Origin of the sequence: Parashewanella tropica (assembly GCF_004358445.1) — a bacterium.
In the GTDB taxonomy this organism is placed as follows: domain Bacteria; phylum Pseudomonadota; class Gammaproteobacteria; order Enterobacterales; family Shewanellaceae; genus Parashewanella; species Parashewanella tropica.
In genome coordinates this window covers 2,673,824-2,693,223 of the sequence record NZ_CP037951.1, presented here as the reverse complement: position 1 = coordinate 2,693,223, position 19,400 = coordinate 2,673,824, and the positions used below count along the sequence as shown (strand labels likewise).

At 40.1% G+C, this 19,400-nt stretch carries 15 protein-coding genes; 9 read left to right on the top strand and 6 right to left on the bottom strand.

Features of this window, described 5'->3' with window-relative positions:
• Nucleotides 1-26: 26 nt before the first annotated feature.
• Both E2H97_RS11820 and E2H97_RS11815 read left to right on the top strand, forming a co-directional pair.
• Complete coding sequence (locus E2H97_RS11820) at nucleotides 27-2,303, top strand: acyl-CoA dehydrogenase (protein WP_133407330.1); 2,277 nt, start codon at nucleotides 27-29, stop codon at nucleotides 2,301-2,303.
• A gap of 474 nt (nucleotides 2,304-2,777) precedes the next feature.
• Nucleotides 2,778-4,436 (top strand): ankyrin repeat domain-containing protein, encoded by a 1,659-nt coding sequence (locus E2H97_RS11815; protein WP_133407329.1) that lies wholly within the window; start codon nucleotides 2,778-2,780, stop codon nucleotides 4,434-4,436.
• 94 nt (nucleotides 4,437-4,530) lie between these two features.
• Here E2H97_RS11815 and pyk read toward each other — a convergent pair whose 3' ends face one another.
• Together pyk and E2H97_RS11805 are read right to left on the bottom strand one after the other, a co-directional pair.
• The gene (pyk, locus tag E2H97_RS11810) at nucleotides 4,531-5,970 is read right to left on the bottom strand and encodes a pyruvate kinase (protein ID WP_133407328.1); all 1,440 of its coding nucleotides are present in this window, start codon (nucleotides 5,968-5,970) and stop codon (nucleotides 4,531-4,533) included.
• 318 nt (nucleotides 5,971-6,288) lie between these two features.
• Entirely contained in the window at nucleotides 6,289-7,143 is an 855-nt protein-coding gene (locus tag E2H97_RS11805) for a MurR/RpiR family transcriptional regulator (protein WP_121838069.1), read from the bottom strand.
• A 384-nt stretch (nucleotides 7,144-7,527) separates the two neighbouring features.
• Between E2H97_RS11805 and zwf the strand changes: the two genes are divergently transcribed.
• The 4 genes from zwf (at nucleotide 7,528) to E2H97_RS11785 (ending at nucleotide 12,379) form a co-directional block, all read left to right on the top strand.
• Nucleotides 7,528-9,000 (top strand): glucose-6-phosphate dehydrogenase, encoded by a 1,473-nt coding sequence (zwf, locus tag E2H97_RS11800; RefSeq protein WP_133408632.1) that lies wholly within the window; start codon nucleotides 7,528-7,530, stop codon nucleotides 8,998-9,000.
• A gap of 60 nt (nucleotides 9,001-9,060) precedes the next feature.
• Complete coding sequence (gene pgl, locus E2H97_RS11795; protein ID WP_133407327.1) at nucleotides 9,061-9,762, top strand: 6-phosphogluconolactonase; 702 nt, start codon at nucleotides 9,061-9,063, stop codon at nucleotides 9,760-9,762.
• A 130-nt stretch (nucleotides 9,763-9,892) separates the two neighbouring features.
• The gene (gene edd, locus E2H97_RS11790) at nucleotides 9,893-11,719 is read left to right on the top strand and encodes a phosphogluconate dehydratase (RefSeq protein ID WP_133407326.1); all 1,827 of its coding nucleotides are present in this window, start codon (nucleotides 9,893-9,895) and stop codon (nucleotides 11,717-11,719) included.
• A 15-nt stretch (nucleotides 11,720-11,734) separates the two neighbouring features.
• On the top strand, nucleotides 11,735-12,379 hold the full coding sequence (locus tag E2H97_RS11785; protein ID WP_133407325.1) for a bifunctional 4-hydroxy-2-oxoglutarate aldolase/2-dehydro-3-deoxy-phosphogluconate aldolase: 645 nt from the start codon (nucleotides 11,735-11,737) through the stop codon (nucleotides 12,377-12,379).
• Between the two features lie 67 nt (nucleotides 12,380-12,446).
• Here E2H97_RS11785 and E2H97_RS11780 read toward each other — a convergent pair whose 3' ends face one another.
• Both E2H97_RS11780 and E2H97_RS11775 read right to left on the bottom strand, forming a co-directional pair.
• Nucleotides 12,447-14,132: an acyl-CoA dehydrogenase family protein gene (locus tag E2H97_RS11780; RefSeq protein WP_133407324.1), complete on the bottom strand. Its 1,686-nt coding sequence runs from the start codon at nucleotides 14,130-14,132 to the stop codon at nucleotides 12,447-12,449.
• Between the two features lie 108 nt (nucleotides 14,133-14,240).
• On the bottom strand, nucleotides 14,241-15,146 hold the full coding sequence (locus E2H97_RS11775) for a permease (RefSeq protein ID WP_133407323.1): 906 nt from the start codon (nucleotides 15,144-15,146) through the stop codon (nucleotides 14,241-14,243).
• Nucleotides 15,147-15,251: 105 nt separating this feature from the next.
• Here E2H97_RS11775 and E2H97_RS11770 point away from each other — a divergent pair, with 105 nt between their 5' ends.
• Nucleotides 15,252-15,542, top strand: coding sequence for an ArsR/SmtB family transcription factor (locus tag E2H97_RS11770; protein ID WP_133407322.1), 291 nt, complete (start codon nucleotides 15,252-15,254; stop codon nucleotides 15,540-15,542).
• Between the two features lie 6 nt (nucleotides 15,543-15,548).
• On the opposite strand, the gene pheA is transcribed toward E2H97_RS11770, so the two are convergent.
• Nucleotides 15,549-16,724 (bottom strand): prephenate dehydratase, encoded by a 1,176-nt coding sequence (gene pheA / locus E2H97_RS11765; RefSeq protein ID WP_133407321.1) that lies wholly within the window; start codon nucleotides 16,722-16,724, stop codon nucleotides 15,549-15,551.
• 135 nt (nucleotides 16,725-16,859) lie between these two features.
• Between pheA and E2H97_RS11760 the strand changes: the two genes are divergently transcribed.
• Together E2H97_RS11760 and E2H97_RS11755 are read left to right on the top strand one after the other, a co-directional pair.
• On the top strand, nucleotides 16,860-17,459 hold the full coding sequence (locus E2H97_RS11760) for a class I SAM-dependent methyltransferase (RefSeq protein WP_133407320.1): 600 nt from the start codon (nucleotides 16,860-16,862) through the stop codon (nucleotides 17,457-17,459).
• A 65-nt stretch (nucleotides 17,460-17,524) separates the two neighbouring features.
• On the top strand, nucleotides 17,525-18,469 hold the full coding sequence (locus E2H97_RS11755) for a chemotaxis protein CheV (RefSeq protein ID WP_133407319.1): 945 nt from the start codon (nucleotides 17,525-17,527) through the stop codon (nucleotides 18,467-18,469).
• Nucleotides 18,470-18,529: 60 nt separating this feature from the next.
• Here the strand turns inward: E2H97_RS11755 and E2H97_RS11750 are convergent, their stop codons facing one another.
• Complete coding sequence (locus E2H97_RS11750; protein WP_133407318.1) at nucleotides 18,530-19,048, bottom strand: hypothetical protein; 519 nt, start codon at nucleotides 19,046-19,048, stop codon at nucleotides 18,530-18,532.
• Nucleotides 19,049-19,400: the final 352 nt, after the last annotated feature.

Below are 19,400 nucleotides of genomic sequence, written 5' to 3'. Positions count from 1 at the left end.
TCTAAACTAATTTAGGTTTTGTTGTTATGAGTATTGTTGTTTTAGTCTTGCTTGCTGTAGGCATTATTTTTGGTGTTCACAGTATTCGAATGCGTTTTGTCACTCGTCCTGCATTTGCTTTTTTTAAGCGCGTGTTACCGCCACTTTCTGAGACTGAGCGTGAAGCTATGGAAGCTGGGGATGTCTGGTGGGAAGGTGAATTATTCCGTGGTAAACCGGATTGGAATAAGCTACATGGTTATGGTCAGCCTACTTTAACAGAAGAAGAAAAAGACTTTATAGATAACCAAGTCAAGACAGCACTATCAATGATGGATGATTACGATATCGTCCACAATCGAAAGGACTTACCGCCTGAGCTATGGGATTACTTTAAATCTCAGGGTTTCTTTTCGTTAATCATTCCCAAAAAATATGGTGGTAAAGAATTCTCTGCTTATGCTAATTCGACTATTGTTGGAATGTTAGCAACAAGAAGTATCAGTGCTGCTGTAACGGTTATGGTACCGAATTCTTTAGGGCCTGGTGAATTGTTAACCCATTACGGGACCAATGAACAACGAGATTACTGGCTGCCACGTCTAGCTAACGGTCAAGAAATTCCATGCTTCGCTCTAACTGGACCGGAAGCTGGCAGTGATGCTGGTGGCATTCCTGATACAGGTATTGTTTGCCGCCGTGAATTCGAAGGTGAAGAAGTGCTTGGTTTGTCTTTAACTTGGAACAAACGTTATATCACCTTAGCACCTGTTGCCACCGTTTTGGGATTGGCATTCCAAATGCGAGATCCTGATAACTTACTCGGTGAAGAGACAGATCTTGGTATCACTTGTGCCTTGATACCTACCAGCCATGAAGGCGTTAAAATTGGTGATCGACATAATCCAATGAATTTGGCATTTATGAACGGTACGACTCACGGTGAAGATGTCTTTATTCCATTAGACTGGATTATCGGTGGTCCTCAATATGCAGGTAAGGGCTGGCGTATGTTGGTGGAATGTTTGTCAGCTGGGCGTGGTATTTCGTTACCAGCTCTTGCAACCGCATCAGGGCACGTAACCACTCAGACTACAACGGCTTACAGCTATATTCGCCAACAATTTGGCTTATCCATTGGTCGATTTGAAGGTGTACAAGAAGCCTTGTCTCGTATCATTGCTAATACCTATCAGCTGGAAGCAGCGCGTCGATTAACAACCACAGGTCTTGATTTAAAAGTTAAACCGTCAGTCGTTACGGCAATTGCAAAATATCACATGACAGAGTTAGGTCGTGATGTGATGAATGACGCGATGGACATTCAATCGGGTAAAGGGATTCAGCTCGGTAAAAAGAACTACCTTGGTCATGGCTATATGGGTATTCCGATTTCCATTACCGTTGAAGGTGCAAACATTCTTACCCGCTCGTTAATGATTTTTGGTCAAGGGGCTACTCGTTGTCATCCTTATGTGTTGCCAGAAATGGAAACAGCACAAATGGAAGATCAAAAAGCGGCATTAGATAGATTTGATCGTTTATTAATGGGGCACATAGGTTACGCTTGTCGAAATGCATTTAGCAGTTTTGGCCATGCTTTGTCTCGAAGTAGTTTCGCTTCTGCTCCAGTGGCAGGTGAAACGCAACAGTATTATAAAGAAATGACCCGATTATCTTCGGCATTAGCCTTTATGAGTGATATCGCCATGTTGATTCTTGGCGGAGATTTGAAGCGTAAAGAGATGCTTTCAGCGAGGTTAGGTGATGTGTTAAGTCAGTTGTATCTTGGTTCAGCAACGTTGAAACATTTTGAAGATAATGGCCATCAGCAAGATGAATTGCCAATCGTTCACTATGTAATGCAAGAGCGCTTACATCTTGCTGCTAAGGCTTTACAAGAAGCGATTGCTAACTTCCCTAATCGTCCTGTTGCATGGTTACTTAGAGCTTTGATTTTCCCATTAGGCAATCATTTTGCAAAACCGTCTGATGATTTAGCGATTAAATTATCCAAGTCACTACTAAAACCTTCTCCTGTTAGAGAGCGTCTAACTTTCTTAAGCAGTTTATTTGAAGGAGATAAAAGTGGTATTGCTGAAGTAGAAAACGCCTTCATTGCTCAATATGAATGTAGAGACATAATGGCTAAGTTGTCTGCAGCCCAAAAATCTGGGTCTTTGGAACGTAAGATTAGAGGTATGGCATTATTTGAATCAGCATTAGAGAAACATGTAATTTCAGAAGATGAATTTAAACAGCTTAAAGTTGCTGATGAACTCAGATTAGAAGCCATTCATGTTGATGACTTTAAAAAGCTGTAAATAGATTTTAAAGCAAAAGAAAACGCCACAGAAAATTAACTGTGGCGTTTTTGTATTTTTATATGACTCGCTATTCCGTTGCTCTCTTTGTTTTCTCATAAGGTCATTACTATTGGTTAAATTTAAAAACTGCCTTTACATCATGTAAACGACATCAAAGTTTATGATTGGCCTGCGGGGGAATATTAAGCTTTTTCTTTTACCAAAACAATTCAAGAATCAATGTTAACAGGTTGATTACCAATAAAATAAGGCGCTAATATGGATGACTATATTGGTGTTGAAGTTTTGCTTACTTAAAAAAAAATAGCCATAAAAGTAAGCCGCGTGGATAACCGTATTACTAACAAAATAAATTATAGCTAAATGCTTTATTGGGCATAAGTGACAAGTGATATTCTCATGTCCATCGGATAAATCTATCTTTTTATCCCAAGTTTGTTTTAATTCGAACTTTTCTCGGGGGTATAAATCATGGCTACCTCTTCAACGGTCAATCTCGAACAATCACAAGGTCATCAAAATTGTATTTCTTATAGCGCAGAACTATGCACTGTAATCGCTCAGCGAAAAGAGCTCTTAATCGTATCTTGGGGTGAGTCAGGGGAAAGATTTTATAGTGTATTTCGTATAAATAGAACTTTAGATGGCGCTGAACTCGAACCTCAAAATTTTGGTATCCTAGAAACGTATTTTACTAATAAGCAAGCCGTTTGCTTAAAAAAGCGCGCTTATGATGATCAAATAAGGCTTTTTGATGTGCAAAATGCACCAGAAGTCCCTACGTTATATAAAACTGCAGAATGTTCACAACCGTTAGTCTTATTGTTACCCGTCCACATTTCTGCTGCAATGTTCGCTGCATCTTTTAATGAATGTCAAGCTCCTGATTTTAAGAGGTTTTATGAGTGCTTTGAAGATGGTGATACAAATAAAGTTCAGGGGCTATTAAAGCAACCCATTAATATTGATGCACATATGCTCAATGGTGACACTCTATTAATGCTTGCCACTGCAAATTCGTTTGTGGATTTTGTTGGAGTTTTATTAGATTCAGGAGCGGATGCCAATGTTCAAAATGCTCAAGGTAAAACGGCACTTCATCTAGCTGCAGAGTGTGGCGAACCTGAAGCTATCAAGAAACTATTATCTCGAAATGCGAATTATTTGATACGGGATCATAAAAGCAGGCTGGCATTACATTTGGCTGCTAGGAATGGTCATTTTAAATGTGTAAAAAAGCTTATTAATGTGAGTACGCTATCTATCCATCAACCCGACGGTTATAAGCTTACCCCTTTGCGCTATGCAATAAGAGAAGGTCGTCTTGATATTGTTCGAGAATTGAATGCTGCGTTAATGGCAAAGCATTGCGACCCTGTAACGCATCATGATGTTTTGTTTGCAGTGAGGGCAGGTGAAGTCGAAGCCGCAAAATTAGTATACAGCTTTATCAATATTGCATGTGAAGATGATGTTGGAGTGTCTAAATTATTAAGAAATGATGACGAAAGCAGAGATGAAACTTTAGCTTATCAATTGTTCAGAGCGGTCGAAGAGACTAATGAAGAGGTCTTGCGCTCTTTAATTTCGAAAGCTGTGGATCAAAAAATTAAATTTAATGAATTTATTGATAGTGCAGACGGATATACCTTATTTCATAAAGCTGCTGCGTACGGAAGTTCAGCTTGTATCCAAATATTAAATCCATATTTTCCCGATAAAAAATGCACCCTTCCTGAGAGTGAGCTTACGCCTCTTCATACTGCGGCATTACATGGCAACTTAGATACATTAAAAGCACTTTGTGACTCAAGGCGGGAGTTTGTAAATAAGCCCAGTTTTGATGGACATACTCCTGCCTGTCTAGCTGCTAGAAAAGGAAGATTGGAATGTTTAAAGCATTTATCGACTATTGGAGCCCAGCTCTCAACACCAACTAAAGAAACGGGCAGAACCCCTTTACATTTAGCTGCATTACATGGGCATAAAGAATGTGTCGAATGGTTAATGAATCGAGGATCAGAACCCAGTATTTTAGATAAGAGTAAAAGGACAGCTCTACGTCTTGCAATGGATTGTGGTCAGCATGAGGTTGTCGATTATATGGATACGTATTTGCTGAATGAGTGAAGCGATAACAATAAATGTTGATGCCTCTTGCTCTGGAACCGCTATAAAAAAGGAAGCCATATGGCTTCCTTTAATCACAAGTTAACAGTGGCTATTAAGCTACAATCAAAACCTTACAAGTGTTCGTGCCGCCAATGGTTTCCATTGCGTCACCTTTCGTCATTAGAACCATATCACCAGACTGTAGGTCACCAGACTTAACTAACTCTTCTAAAGCCATTTTTGCTAGAGCGTCAGCACTGTGCTGAGTCGAGTCAAAGTAAACTGGCTTAACACCACGGTAAAGAGCCATTTTTGCAAGCGTTTTCTCGTGACGAGAAAGTGCAAAAATAGGAAGGGCAGAGCTGATGCGTGACATAAGTTTAGGTGTAGAACCAGACTCTGTTAGCGCAATAATCGCTTTAATGCCGTTTAGGTGGTTTGCTGCATACATGGTAGACATTGCAATCGTTTCTTCTACTGAATCGAAAGTTTGGTCTAGGCGGTGCTTAGAAACACGAATGCTTGGGTGCGCTTCTGCACCAACACATACGTTACCCATAGCTGTTACGGTTTCTTCAGGGAAGTCACCAGCAGCGGTTTCCGCAGAAAGCATTACTGCGTCGGTACCATCCAGTACCGCATTTGCAACGTCCATCACTTCTGCACGAGTTGGCATTGGGCTAGTGATCATTGACTCCATCATTTGAGTCGCAGTGATAACTACCTTGTTTAACTGACGAGAACGTTGGATCAGTTTCTTTTGAACAGCAACAAGAGCTGCATCACCGATTTCAACACCTAAGTCACCACGAGCAACCATTACAACGTCAGACGCTTTGATCACATCATCCATAGCTTCTTGAGTTTCAACGGCTTCTGCACGTTCAACTTTAGCAACGATCATTGGGTTGTGACCCGCTTCGTTAACTAGGCGGCGAGCATAGTCTAAGTCAGCGCCTGTGCGTGGGAAAGAAACGGCTAGATAATCAACTTTGATTTCAGCTGCAGTGATGATGTCAGCTTTATCTTTGTCAGTAAGTGCAGCAGCAGAAAGACCACCACCTTGCTTGTTGATACCTTTGTTGTTTGAAAGAGGACCGGCAACAGTAACGGTAGTGTGAACTTTACGACCTTCAACTTTTTCAACACGTAATTGAACGCGGCCATCGTCAAGCATCAAGATGTCACCAATGTTTACGTCATCTGGAAGTTCTTTATAGTCGATACCAACATGGTTTTCATCACCTTCACCTTTTGCAAGCTCTGCATCAAGAACGAAAGGCTGACCAAGATCTAGTTGGACTTTTTTGTTGTCTTTAAAGGTAGAAACACGAATCTTAGGGCCTTGTAAGTCACCTAAAATAGCCACGTTAACACCAAGTTCTTTAGCGATATTTCTTACATCAGTCGCTCGTTTTAAATGGTCTTCTGGTGAGCCGTGAGAGAAGTTTAGACGAACAACGTTTGCACCTTTTGCAATGATTTTGCGCAAATTGTCATCGCGGTCAGTAGCTGGGCCAAGGGTGGTAACGATCTTAGTTCTGCGGAACATGAGAAACTCCGTTAATGGATCAAATTTATGAAAGAATTCTGTTAAACCTAAAACGTTTTCACTTGAAAACGTAGCTAACTGATGTTTTAGGTTAAAAGTAAAAACTATTCGACATGCAAATATTCAAAATCGTGGCGTTGGGTACAATCTTGAAAGCCTGCATCTCGAATAATTTTGAATTATTTTACCAAAGTTCTGATTGTAATGTAGGAAAGTTACACCAAAATGAGAGGATGAAAAGAATTTTTTGTGAGCAAACACAAAATTTTTTGAGAATAAATGACAGAAGTCCAGGTCGAACTTCTGTCATAATTTGAACTATTCGGTCAAATCTTTGTTGATTCGTGATTCTTTTAATACTTCTTTTACACGTTTTAGGTTGTCTCTAAAGCGTGGGCCTCGGCGTAACATAAAGCCGGTTGATAGTACGTCAACTACAACCAGTTGAGCCAAGCGAGATGCCATTGGTAGAAAGACATCAGTATCTTCGCCAACTTCCATAGTAACCGCTAAAGTACACTCAAGTGATAATGGTGAATTACGAGCTGTAATGCCGATAACGGCGGCTCCATTTTCACGGGCAAGCTTAGCGATTTCAATAAGAGATTTAGTACGCCCTGTGTGCGAGATAAGTACAACAACATCACCATCATTGCAGTTGATACAGCTCATACGCTGCATTAATACATCATCGAAGCAAATAACAGGCACATTGAAGCGGAAAAACTTGTTTTGAGCATCGTGAGCAACAGACGAAGATGCACCAAGACCAAAGAATGAAATGGTTTTAGCTTGAGTAAGGATATCAACGGCGCGGTTGATCGCATTCATATCAAGGCTTTGACGAGCTAAATCTAAAGAAGCCATTGATGATTCAAAGATTTTGGTGGTATATGAATCAGCTGAGTCATCTTCTTCTACATGTCGACTTACATAAGGTGTACCATTAGCCAGACTCTGGGCTAGGTGCAGTTTAAAGTCAGGGAATCCTTTAGTGTCTAGGCGGCGGCAAAAGCGGTTGACCGTTGGCTCACTTACATCTGCCATTTTGGCTAAGGTTGCTATGCTTGAGTGAATGGCCGTTTGAGGCGAAGCTAAAATTACTTCAGCAACTTTACGCTCTGATTTACTAAAGTGGATTAGACTGTTTTGAACTTTTTCTAGGGTGTTCATGCTATATGTGTCCGCTCTATATAAGTTGTAATAATTCTATAGCTAAATCGACATAAATTAGTGCTTTCAATGCAGCCAATCTATATTGATTTAACTATATGTTCTTCCCTGAAATGAACTGTTATACCAATAACAAATAATTGTGCTTGGTAGCATGCGCGTAACTTTTTGTATCAAATCTGAAAAGATTTTTATAACTACAGTAATTAATGAACAAAAAGAATACCAGATTTTGATCAGAACTGGCTACATGATAAATCTTGCATTTTTTCAATTTGCAGGTGCATTTGTTCGGTTCTGTTGTTATATTACAACAAAATTGTGTGAGGATTTGCCAATTTTCTCTGGCAAGTGTCACAGATATTGAAAGGAGTGTGGTTGGTGATGAGTAAAAAAAGCTCAGATGCTAAAGCTTGTGATTTTGTATTGTTTGGTACTAAAGGCGATTTAGCAAGACGAAAACTATTGCCTTCTTTATATCAGCTAGATAAAGCGAATTTACTGGCTGAAGATACAAGGGTTATTGGTGTTGCTAAAGACGATTTTAGTCAAGATGAATACCATCAGCGCGTTACCGAAGCGCTTAAAACATTTGTAAAAGAAGACCTTTGTGAAGACACTTTAGCAAGGTTTATTGAGCGTTGCTTTTATATTGGCGCTGAATTTACCAATTCTGAAAGTTACGAGAAATTTCATGACATAATTGATCTCAATAAACGAGTTATGGTCAATTATTTTGCAACGCCTCCTTTCCTATTCGGTGATATCTGTCGTTGCCTAAACGAGCAGCAGTTGATCAACTCTGAAACTCGAGTGGTTTTAGAGAAACCAATTGGTAATGATCTTGAAAGTTCAAAAGTCATCAACGACCAAGTTTCTACTTATTTTAACGAATCTCAAATTTATCGTATCGACCATTACCTTGGTAAAGAAACGGTTCAAAACCTGATTGCACTTCGTTTTGCCAATTCTCTTTTTGCTTCGAAATGGGATAACCGCACGATTGATCATGTGCAAATTACCGTTGCTGAAGCCGTAGGTATCGAAGGGCGTTGGGGCTACTTTGATAAAGCGGGTCAGATGCGCGACATGATCCAAAACCATTTGTTACAGATCCTTACCTTAGTTGCAATGGATCCACCTGTAGATTTAGATGCTGACAGCATTCGTGATGAAAAAGTAAAAGTACTGAAATCATTACGTCGTATCAATTCAGATAATGTTTATGAAAATACAGTTCGTGGACAATACAGTGCAGGTTTCTTAGAAGGAAAAGCGGTTCCGGGTTATTTGGAAGAAGAAGGGGCAAATGTTGATTCAAATACAGAAACCTTTGTTGCCTTAAGAGTCGATATTGATAATTGGCGTTGGGCTGGCGTGCCATTCTACTTAAGAAGTGGCAAACGTATGCCATTTAAGAGTTCAGAAATCGTCGTTTACTTTAAAAATCCACCTCATAACTTATATCGTGATAGCTATCGTAACTTGCCACCAAACAAGTTGACTATTCGTCTTCAACCACATGAAGGTGTGGAAATTCAGATGATGAATAAAGTACCAGGACTAGAGCAAAAGCAGCGCTTACAAACCACCAAGTTGGATTTAAGTTTCTCGGATACTTTTAAAAACGACCGTATTGCAGATGCCTACGAACGATTATTGCATGAAGCAATGAATGGCAACCAAGCCTTATTCGTTCGCCGTGATGAAGTTGAACAAGCTTGGCAGTGGGTAGACGGAATTATGGATGCTTGGGATCACGCTGGTGAAAAGCCTAAGTCGTACCCTGCGGGCTCATGGGGACCTGTTGCTTCAGTCGCTTTGATCAGTAAAGACGGTCGTTCTTGGGACGAGTAACCTTATTGCTAGCAAGAGAGTTCGTCTCTCTTGCAATGACAAAATATTGGAATGAATACAATGAAAGAAGCGGTATTTAAGTCATTTGATAGTGCCACACAATTGGCAGAAAAACTTGCTGACAAAATCGCGACCTTATTACAAGAAGGTGTCGACAACCGAGGGAAAGCCAGTTTAGTCGTTTCAGGTGGTTCAACGCCGGTTGCACTTTTTAAGTTATTGAGTAACAAAAATATTGATTGGCAGAGTGTATATATCACGCTTGCAGATGAGCGTTGGGTTGATGCAACTGACTCAGCTTCAAACGAAGCGTTAGTGCGTGAGCATTTACTGCAAAATAAAGCAGCATCTGCCAAATTTACTGGTCTTAAAAATATGTTCGCAACGGCTGTTGAAGGTGCGGCATTAGCCAGTGAAAAATTGGAGCATTTCCCAGACAAGTTTGATGTTGTCATTTTAGGTATGGGAAATGATGGTCATACGTGTTCATGGTTCCCATGTGCACCATCGTCAGAGTTAGAAAATGCGCTCACAAGTGAAAAGACTTGTGTTGCAGTAACTCCTACAAGTGCTCCACATGAGCGTATTACTCTGACTAAACCAAGGATCCTTTCTAGTCGCCAAGTATTTTTACATTTAGTGGGTGAGTCTAAGCTTGATGTGTATCGCCAAGCTCAGCGAAGTGACGATGTGAGCGAGATGCCGATTCGAGCAGTGCTTTCTCAATCTCAAACCCCAGTAGATGTTTATTGGAGTTGTTAATTTTCTCAAGCTTACCTATTCCAATTTATGGTACTTCAGCCTTTGTTTTGAGTAAGGCGGTGAATGCTTGTTTGTTCAGGCATGGTAATTGAGAAACATGATAAATTGAATATGCCCGTAGGAGGCAAACATGCATTCAGTTATTCAATCCGTTACTGACAGGATTATTGAGCGTAGCAAAGAAACGCGCGCTAACTATCTTGCAGCTTTGAAGGATGCACAAGCAAAAGGTGTTCATCGTAGTTCGTTAAGTTGCGGTAACCTCGCACATGGCTTTGCAGCTTGTAGCTCAGAAGATAAAACGTCGCTACAGCAATTTAATAAGGCCAATATCGGTATTGTTACCGCATACAATGACATGCTTTCGGCTCATCAGCCTTACGCTGATTACCCTGAAATACTGAAAAAAGCTTGTAATCAAGTAGGCAGTGTTGCTCAGGTTGCTGGTGGTGTACCGGCAATGTGTGATGGTGTGACTCAAGGTCAACCGGGCATGGAGTTAAGCTTACTTAGTCGTGAAATCATTGCAATGGCATCAGCTGTGGGTCTATCTCACAATATGTTTGATGGTGCTTTATTGCTAGGAATTTGCGACAAAATTGTTCCTGGTTTATTAATTGGTGCGCTGAGTTTTGGTCATTTACCAATGCTGTTTGTTCCAGCTGGACCAATGAAGTCGGGTATTCCAAATAAAGAAAAAGCGCGCGTTCGCCAAAAGTTCGCTCAAGGTCTAGTGGGGCGTGATGAACTGCTCGAAGCGGAATCTAAGTCATATCACAGTGCGGGTACTTGCACCTTCTATGGTACGGCTAACTCAAATCAGTTAATGCTAGAAGTCATGGGACTTCAACTTCCAGGTTCTTCTTTTGTGAATCCTGATGATCCGCTACGTGCAGCATTAAACACTAAAGCTGCGCATCAAGTATGTCGTTTGACTGAGCACAGTGCTCAATATTCACCAATCGGTGAAATTGTTAATGAGAAGTCTTTAGTCAACGGCATTGTTGCTTTACTTGCGACTGGTGGCTCTACCAACTTAACCATGCATATTGTTGCAGCAGCGAGAGCGGCTGGCATTATCATTAACTGGGATGATTTTTCTGAATTATCTGATGTAGTGCCGCTTTTAGCCCGTGTATATCCAAACGGTCATGCCGACATAAACCACTTCCATGCGGCTGGTGGTATGGCGTATCTAGTACGTGAGTTACTGGATGCAGGTTTGTTGCATGAAGACGTAAACACAGTTGCTGGTTTCGGCCTAAATAAATACACCATGGAACCAAAGTTAATCGATGGTGAATTAATTTGGGTTGATGGTCCAACAGAAAGCCTAGATAAAGAAGTGTTGACGGGTGTTGAGTCTCCGTTTCAGCCTAATGGCGGTTTGAAGTTAATGAAAGGTAATTTAGGTCGCGCTGTACTTAAAGTATCTGCCGTACAACCTGAAAACCGTGTTGTTGAAGCGCCAGCAGTTGTGATTGATGATCAAAACAAGCTTCAAGCTATTTTTGATGCTGGCGGTTTAGATAAGGACTGTGTTGTGGTTGTAAAAGGGCAGGGACCAAAAGCCAATGGTATGCCTGAACTTCACAAACTCACCCCTTTGCTAGGCTCTCAGCAAGATAAAGGTTTCCGTGTGGCATTACTCACCGACGGTCGCATGTCTGGTGCTTCAGGTAAAGTCCCTGCTGCCATTCATTTAACGCCTGAAGCAATTGACGGTGGTTTGATTGCCAAAATCAAAGATGATGATTTGATCAGAATCGACGCGACAACTGGTGAATTGTCTTTATTGGTTGATGACAACGAATTATCCAATCGTGAAGCAGAAACCATCGATTTAAGAAAGTCTCACTATGGAATGGGTCGCGAGCTATTTAGTGCACTGAGAAGTAATTTAAGTAGCCCTGAAACAGGTGCACGTTGCACTCAAGCAGTTGATGAATTGTATTAATACAAGGAACACAAAATGGTAAATAATAATTGGTCTTTACAACCTGCTGAAGTATTTAAACGCAGTCCTGTTGTTCCTGTAATGGTGATAAAAAAGCTTGAACATGCCGTTCCTTTAGCAAAAGCTTTAGTTGCCGGTGGTATTTCTGTTTTAGAAATTACCTTACGAACTGAATGTGCATTAGAAGCAATTAAGCTAATCAAGCAAGAAGTGCCTGAAGCATTAGTAGGCGCGGGTACCGTATTGAATGAAGAGCAGCTTCAACAAGCGATTGATGCGGGTTCAGAGTTTATTATTACTCCCGGTGCATCTGTTGACTTATTGAAAGCAGGTACACAATCTGGCGTCCCTATGTTCCCTGGTGTGGCTACGATTTCTGAAATCATGACCGCCTTAGAGCTTGGCTATAAGCACTTAAAATTCTTCCCTGCGGAAGCCTCAGGTGGTGTGAAAACATTAAAAGCCTTTGCTGGACCACTTCCGAAAGACATTCGTTTTTGCCCGACTGGCGGAATCTCACCTAAAAACTATAAAGACTACCTTGAGCTAGACTTTATTGATTGTATTGGTGGCAGCTGGATCGCACCTTCAGATGCGATTGAAGTAGGTGATTGGAATAAGATTACTGAGCTATGTAAAGAAGCTTTGGCTAACATATAATCGATATTAATCGAAAATTTTAGCATTTAGAGCGCTCTATCTAGAGTGCTCTTTTTTTTGGTTGCTGTTAGATTAATAAAGCCCTTTCAATTAAAAAATCAAAGTCTACAGATTCGGAAAGCGTCCCTATGCTGTTGCTGCATGAAGACGTTAGCTTTTCCATGCAATAAATTTCTGCAACTTTAGGTTCGCCATAAATAATGAGCGTATTCGCTATGAGTAACTTAGCAAGTTTATCTATTACGCTCCTCAATTGCCCCTCTTTTTGAGTAATCAACTCTTTGTTATCAATGAATTCTGAAAGAAAGAGATCGAAATTATCGTAGCGACCAGAAGCGCCTTTTAATAAGGTTAATAAATTATCTAGATCTTGAGGTTGTTTCATTATCGCTCTCATCAAATCCAGACATTGAATGTTTCCAGAGCCTTCCCAAATCGCATTTACTGGTGCTTCTCTATAAAGTCTGGGTAAATAATTGTCTTCTATATATCCAATTCCACCAATGCATTCCATTGCTTCGTAGATAAAATGTGGTGCGCGTTTACAAATCCAATACTTACCTACGGCTGTGGCAAATCGAATAAATGTTTTTTCAGTTGGAATATCTTGCTTATCAAGTGCATGAGCGACTCTAAATGAAAGCGCTGTTGCAGCTTCTGATTCAAGTGCTAAATCAGCTAATACATTTTTCATCAGTGGAGTTTTACTTAATACTGACTTAAAAACGTGCCTTTGAGTAGTGAAGTTAAGGGCATGAGATAAAGCTGAACGCATTAATGCCGAAGAGCCAACCATACAATCAAAGCGAGTGAGAGATACCATATCAATAATGCTTTTTACACCAGCACCTTCTTCTCCGATTAACCATGCGAATGCGCCGCGATATTCGATTTCGGATGATGCGTTAGAATGATTGCCTAACTTGTTTTTTAATCTTTGAATTTGGAACCGATTTTTTTCACCTTCTGGTGTCCATCTCGGAAGTAAAAAGCAGGATAATCCGCTGTCGGTTTGCGCTAGAACGAAAAAAGCATCAGACATAGGAGCAGAACAAAACCATTTATGTCCAACAAGTAAATATGCAGCTCCATTTTCGCGCTTATTGATGGGTGAAGCAAAAGTGGTATTACGCCTAACATCAGAACCGCCTTGTTTCTCAGTCATGGCCATTCCGATAGTGATGCCTTGTTTTTCAAAGTATGGGCGATCGGAGCCATCGTAAGAATTAGACAGTAATAACGGAAGCCAAATGTTAGCAAGGGATGGGCAATGCTTTAACGTTGCCGCTGCAGCAAAGGTCATCGTGAGCGGGCAGCCAGAGCCAGCATCGGCTTGCATATGAAGAAACTCCATTGCTGCACGTACAGCATGTGAACCTTGTTTATCGTCAGTCCAAGGGAGCGCGTGTATCTTATGCTCAATGGCATAGTGCATTAATTGGTGGTAGCTTGAGTTGTACTCGACTACATCAATTCGATTTCCGTTGCGATCATGAGTTTGTAATTTAGGAGGGAGTTGATTGGCTTGTTCACCTAGTTCTACGCCTTCATTCCCGTAGAATTTCCCCATTATGCTTAGGCGTTGAGTTCCCCAATTTCCGTTAAAGGTTTTAAGCCAAAATTGTAAAATTTGATCATTTGAGAATAAGTTAACCCGAGGCCATTCAGGTTGGTTACTGACTTCGTGAGTTTGATAAGTATTAAGAAAATTTAAACAATTAACTGTATTTTTATCAGGATTATTTTGAGGCATTTTGTTTTTATGCTGAGTGCTTTTTTGCATTATCAGATGGATTAACTCAACAGGGGCTTAATGGAAGGTGATGAGTGGTTAAAAAGATCAACCACTCATAATTCCCCTTCAGAATACGAGTGAATAGAGATACCCTGCACTGATGGCCATAGCGATAACAATAAATAAAAACGCCATAATGATCTGATTTTTGAATATTGATTTTAAAAGAACGACTTCCGTTAAGCTGGCACCAGCGCTACCAATAATCAATGCCATTACCGCTCCTAATCCCATACCTTTTGCGGCTAATGCAGCACTTAGAGGAATAACGGCTTCAGCCCGAATGTAAAGTGGAATACCAATTACAGCCGCTACTGGAATGGCAAATGGATTGTCAGAACTTGCAAACTTAGCGACAAATTCAGCAGGCATGAATCCATAAATCATCGAGCCAATGGCAATACCACCAAACAAATAAGGAAGAACTTTCTTGAAATCCGTCCATGTACTTTTCCAAATTTTAGACCATTTATTAACGGGTTTTGGCTTACTTCCACAGCATTTTGGCGCCGTTTTAGGCTCAAGATAAGCTTCAGCTTTGATATGTTTTTCAAAGCCCAGCTTTTCCAGTAAATATCCTGCTAAGACAGACACACTCATGGCCATAACAAAATAAAACAGTGCTACTTTCCAGCCAAAGGTTACGGTAAACAGTCCAATGATAATTGGATTCAAAAGTGGCGAAGCAAATAGAAATACCATCATGGTGCCAAATCCTGCTTGTGCTCGGATTAACCCTTTTAAAAAAGGAATAGTGGAGCATGAGCAAAATGGTGTAATTGCACCTAAAAAGCCAGCAACGATGTAACCTTTTCCATTTTTACTGCTCAAAATATTTTGAATTTTTGCAGGAGGTATATATTCCTGAAGAATTCCTACGATGTAGCTGATCACAAGAAACAAAATACTTAGCTCGATAGCTAGAAAAGCAAACATGTTAAGGGTGTTGTATACAGAAGTTTGATCAAACATAATTTAAACCTATATTTCTGGAATGTTCGAAATATATATTTGTTCCATAGCTATTACAAGTTATTTCTAGTAATATGGAAATATATTTTAAACTGAGATCACACTATGAATATTGAAACCGCTGCTAAAGCGTTAAAAGAACTCGGTCATCCAACTCGATTAGCAATCTACAAGCAAGTGGTTAGGGCTGGAGAAAAGGGGATTGCTGTTGGCGTGATTCAAGAAAGTCTGTCTATTCCCGGCTCGACACTTTCCCACCATCTTTCCGGTTTGATTTCAGCGGGCTTACTTCGTCAACAAAGAGAAAGCCGCACCTTGTTTTGTATTGCAGAATACCAAACGTTAGATGCGGTTATTGATTTTTTAAAAGCTGAGTGCTGTGTTGATGAAAAGTGATACCTATTACAGTCTCACCTGTGTAGGCTTTACATTTTCGCTCGGATAACAGCCCAGCACTTTTATATGAGTGGTTAGCTTAGTTAACTCTGCTAACGCTTGCTGCATATTTTCATCGTTTAAGTGAGCTTCTAAATCCACATAAAACATCTCTTCCCATGGGTTCCCCATAATAGGACGAGATTCTAACTTAGTCATATTGATGCCAAATTTTTGCAATACAAGCAGAGTAGAAACTAAAGAGCCAGCTTGTTGAGACGTTGACATTATCAAGGTAGTTTTCGCTGGAATTTGTGAAGAAACTTCTACAGGCTTACGAGCTACAACAATGAAGCGAGTATGGTTTTCTGTTTGGTTGGCAATATTGCCTTTAATTGGTTGTAACCCATAAAGCTTAGCTGTCGAAGCGTTGCCTATTGCGGCTGTATCTGTGCTGTTTAGCTCTTTTACCTTATTCATAGCGTCCACAGTACTGGCACAAGATACCATTTTTACGTCATCAAGATGACTAATGAATTCACTGCACTGTTGATAAGGTTGTGGGTGAGAGTATAGGGTGGTTATCGCTTCAATATTTGTTTCGGAAGTGGCGACTAAACAATGCTCAATCGGAAGTGTCAATTCACCCACTATATACAATGTTGTGTGTTGAAGTTGATCATAAACCTCATTGATTGAACCTGAACTGGTGTTTTCTATCGGTAACACGCCATAATCGGCATGACCAGATTCCACGGTTTTGATAATTTCTCTAAAATGCTGGCAATTTAGTTCAATCAAATCAGTGTTCTTACGACTGAAATATTCTTGGCTCGCTAAGTGCGAATATGAGCCTTTATCGCCAAGAAAAGCGACTCTTGCTAATGGCTTACGGCACGTTTCAGGGTTCGCTAAATTTTGTAAATAGGATTGCTGTAACAATACAGAATCTTCGATGATGGTATGAAACAGTTTAGTGATGTACTCGGCATCCAGTTCATATTTATCTTTACCTGCATTGATCAGTTTAACTAAGAGCTGTTGTTCTCTAACTGCGTCTCGTACGGGTTTGGCTGTTTGCACTTTACTCTTTGCTACTTCAAGACTCATCTTACGACGCTCAGAAAGTAAACTTAAAAGTTCGTCGTCAAGTTCGTTAAGACGAAGTCGTATGTCATCTAAAGAGTATGTTGTTTCAGTCATCCCGTTTCCTATTTATCGCGTATAGTTTAATGAAACTTAAAAAGGTGCATTTTGAAGCTTCACGAATATCTTACCCCCCTAGTTTTCAGTGAGCCAGTTATACTGTGAGATAATGTAGGAAAAAGTCATAATTTTATGAAATTAAACACATTCGAGAAGTTTATCGTAAATAATCCAGTTCGATTTTGGGTTCAAAATCATATTGAAATGCCTAGATTGATGTCGATGTTTGCTCGCCCACCGCAAACGCCAAGTTCAGTACTAGAAATTGGCTGTGGTTTTGGTAATGGTGTTGAACTAATCAGGCGACATTTAAACCCTGCTCATATCACAGCCGTTGATTTTGATGATGAGATGGTATATGCAACTCAAAAGCGCTTTAAAGGTTCTGATGAGATACTCATCCAACAGGCTGATGCGGAGCAGTTGCCATTTGAAGATGAACAATTTGATATGGTGTTCGAATTTGCGGTTTTCCATCATATTCCTAACTGGCAGCAGGCAGTAGTTGAAGTGAATCGCGTATTGAAACCTAGGGGCTATTTCGTAATTGAAGATTTGTATCGTAAAGCCATTTGTAATCCATTAGCCAATGTGTTTTTTGAGCATCCGCAAACTAATCGCTTTGATCATCAAGAGCTAAAGGCACAGTTACTCCATTCTGGCTTTGAAATCATTGAAGATAAACAACTATATAATTTTTCTGGTAGAATTTTGGCTCGAAAAGTAGGGTAACTCTAAAGTTCGCAATAGACTGCCCGATAAATAATTAATAATAAAATGATAAGCCAGAGAAGTAGATGTCGAACGTATTAACCAGTGTCGATCAACGTACAAAGTTGGTGGGTAAAAATCGCCTAGAACTATTATTATTTAAAATCAATGCTACTCAATTGTTTGCAATTAATGTGTTCAAGGTGCGAGAAGTCGTTAAGCTTCCTCAATTAAGTTCTTTGCCTGGAAGTCATCCACATATTGAAGGGGTTGCAACCATTCGTGGTGTGCCGATACCCGTTATCGATTTACGTAAGGCTATTGGTTTTACCCACTTACCAGAACATCAAAACCCTAATCTCATCATTACCGAGTACAACAGAACGGTACAAGGTTTCTTAGTTGGGGATGTTGAACATATCATCAACATGACATGGGAAGATATCCTGCCTCCACCAAAATCAGTAGGAAAAAATAGTTACCTGACAGCGATTACAAGAGTTGATCACCAAGGGAGCAATCGCTTGGTATCAATCATTGACGTTGAAAAAGTACTTGCTGAGATTATTTCGTATGATGTTTCTGTTTCCAAAGAAGTACTAGATAATCAACTTGTTGAAGAAATGTATGGTAGGAAGGTGTTTGTTGTTGATGACTCTGCAACAGCTAGGAACTTGATTGTCGAAACCTTAACACCATTAGGAATCGAAGTTCTTGAGGCTTCAGACGGGCTCCAAGCACTAAACATGCTTAAAAGGTGGCAACAGGAAGGCAAGCGTGTAACTGATGAAATTCTAATGATGATCAGTGATGCTGAAATGCCAGAGATGGATGGCTACAAACTGGTGCATGAAATCCGTTCAGATGAAAATCTCAAAAATTTACATGTCGTACTCAATACTTCTTTAAGCGGCAGCTTTAATAATGCTTTGGCAGAAAAAGTTGGCTTCAACCGCTTTATTTCTAAATTTCAACCAGATGCTTTAGTTGAAGCGGTGCAAGATCGCTTAAGAGAAGTTATTGCGGTTTAATATAAGAGTTCAATGAAGGCTTTTATTAAAAAATAAAAGCCTTCCGAGATGTATTGTCGATTATTGCGTTGTACTATGGGGCTTGTGAGCGAAATTTAGCTGATATGGATTATCTGGCTGCCCATAAAATACAAAAGCACTAAAACTAGCATGAGTAAGCGGGCCTGATTTATCGGCACTTACTGTCATAATCCATTTCCCAGATTTCATGGGAGATATCGAATAATATTCAAAGTTTGGAACTGAGCCATCATTTTTTGACGGTATTATATTATATGGCGTAGAGAGCCATTTACCTGATTGCTCAATATGTCCCGATATAGCTCCATGACTGCCATTATCGTCATAAAGCAATTCAAACACTCCCATAGCTTCAGCAGGGTTTTGATATACAAAATAAGTGGTCGATCCTGCTGGAATTTGCAAATTGCAATACTGAGTATTGTTCTGAATCACGTAGGGTGAGCTCTGAGAGCCGTTACCTTGGATATCAGAAATACAAGGAAGCGAAGAAGAAAATGCTGAGGCGCTAACCATACTACCGATGAACATGATGCTAAATAACTTTGACTGTTTCATAGCGCTGTTCTCTGTATAGAGTTGGGAGATCAGTATATCGCTCAATGATTAATCAAACATGTAATTTAGATTAATTTTGCTGTCGGATGAAGAAAAATCTAGGGGCTGTTGAGCTTTCGTGATTATTTTTGCAGCGATAAATTGGTTATCTTATGCAAGGCAGAGTTTGTGCAGTGTAGTTACTTTACATAAACAAACGATAACGCAGCAGAAGTGACCAATTTACGCTGTCTTTGATGCTTTTGAGCACCTCCTGTTCTGTGTTGTGACCAGCTTGCTTAGATAGCTAAGCTTCACTGCTCACGCCTTGAACAGAAAAGTGCTCAAGTAGCACAAAATTTAATCCTGAAAG

Bases quoted from the DNA above. Each gene is read 5' to 3' on its own strand.
- E2H97_RS11820 (WP_133407330.1), top strand. From the start codon at position 27: ATGAGTATTGTTGTTTTAGTCTTGCTTGCTGTAGGCATTATTTTTGGT.
- E2H97_RS11815 (WP_133407329.1), top strand. From the start codon at position 2,778: ATGGCTACCTCTTCAACGGTCAATCTCGAACAATCACAAGGTCATCAA.
- pyk (WP_133407328.1), bottom strand. From the start codon at position 5,970: ATGTTCCGCAGAACTAAGATCGTTACCACCCTTGGCCCAGCTACTGAC.
- E2H97_RS11805 (WP_121838069.1), bottom strand. From the start codon at position 7,143: ATGAACACCCTAGAAAAAGTTCAAAACAGTCTAATCCACTTTAGTAAA.
- zwf (WP_133408632.1), top strand. From the start codon at position 7,528: ATGAGTAAAAAAAGCTCAGATGCTAAAGCTTGTGATTTTGTATTGTTT.
- pgl (WP_133407327.1), top strand. From the start codon at position 9,061: ATGAAAGAAGCGGTATTTAAGTCATTTGATAGTGCCACACAATTGGCA.
- edd (WP_133407326.1), top strand. From the start codon at position 9,893: ATGCATTCAGTTATTCAATCCGTTACTGACAGGATTATTGAGCGTAGC.
- E2H97_RS11785 (WP_133407325.1), top strand. From the start codon at position 11,735: ATGGTAAATAATAATTGGTCTTTACAACCTGCTGAAGTATTTAAACGC.
- E2H97_RS11780 (WP_133407324.1), bottom strand. From the start codon at position 14,132: ATGCCTCAAAATAATCCTGATAAAAATACAGTTAATTGTTTAAATTTT.
- E2H97_RS11775 (WP_133407323.1), bottom strand. From the start codon at position 15,146: ATGTTTGATCAAACTTCTGTATACAACACCCTTAACATGTTTGCTTTT.
- E2H97_RS11770 (WP_133407322.1), top strand. From the start codon at position 15,252: ATGAATATTGAAACCGCTGCTAAAGCGTTAAAAGAACTCGGTCATCCA.
- pheA (WP_133407321.1), bottom strand. From the start codon at position 16,724: ATGACTGAAACAACATACTCTTTAGATGACATACGACTTCGTCTTAAC.
- E2H97_RS11760 (WP_133407320.1), top strand. From the start codon at position 16,860: ATGAAATTAAACACATTCGAGAAGTTTATCGTAAATAATCCAGTTCGA.
- E2H97_RS11755 (WP_133407319.1), top strand. From the start codon at position 17,525: ATGTCGAACGTATTAACCAGTGTCGATCAACGTACAAAGTTGGTGGGT.
- E2H97_RS11750 (WP_133407318.1), bottom strand. From the start codon at position 19,048: ATGAAACAGTCAAAGTTATTTAGCATCATGTTCATCGGTAGTATGGTT.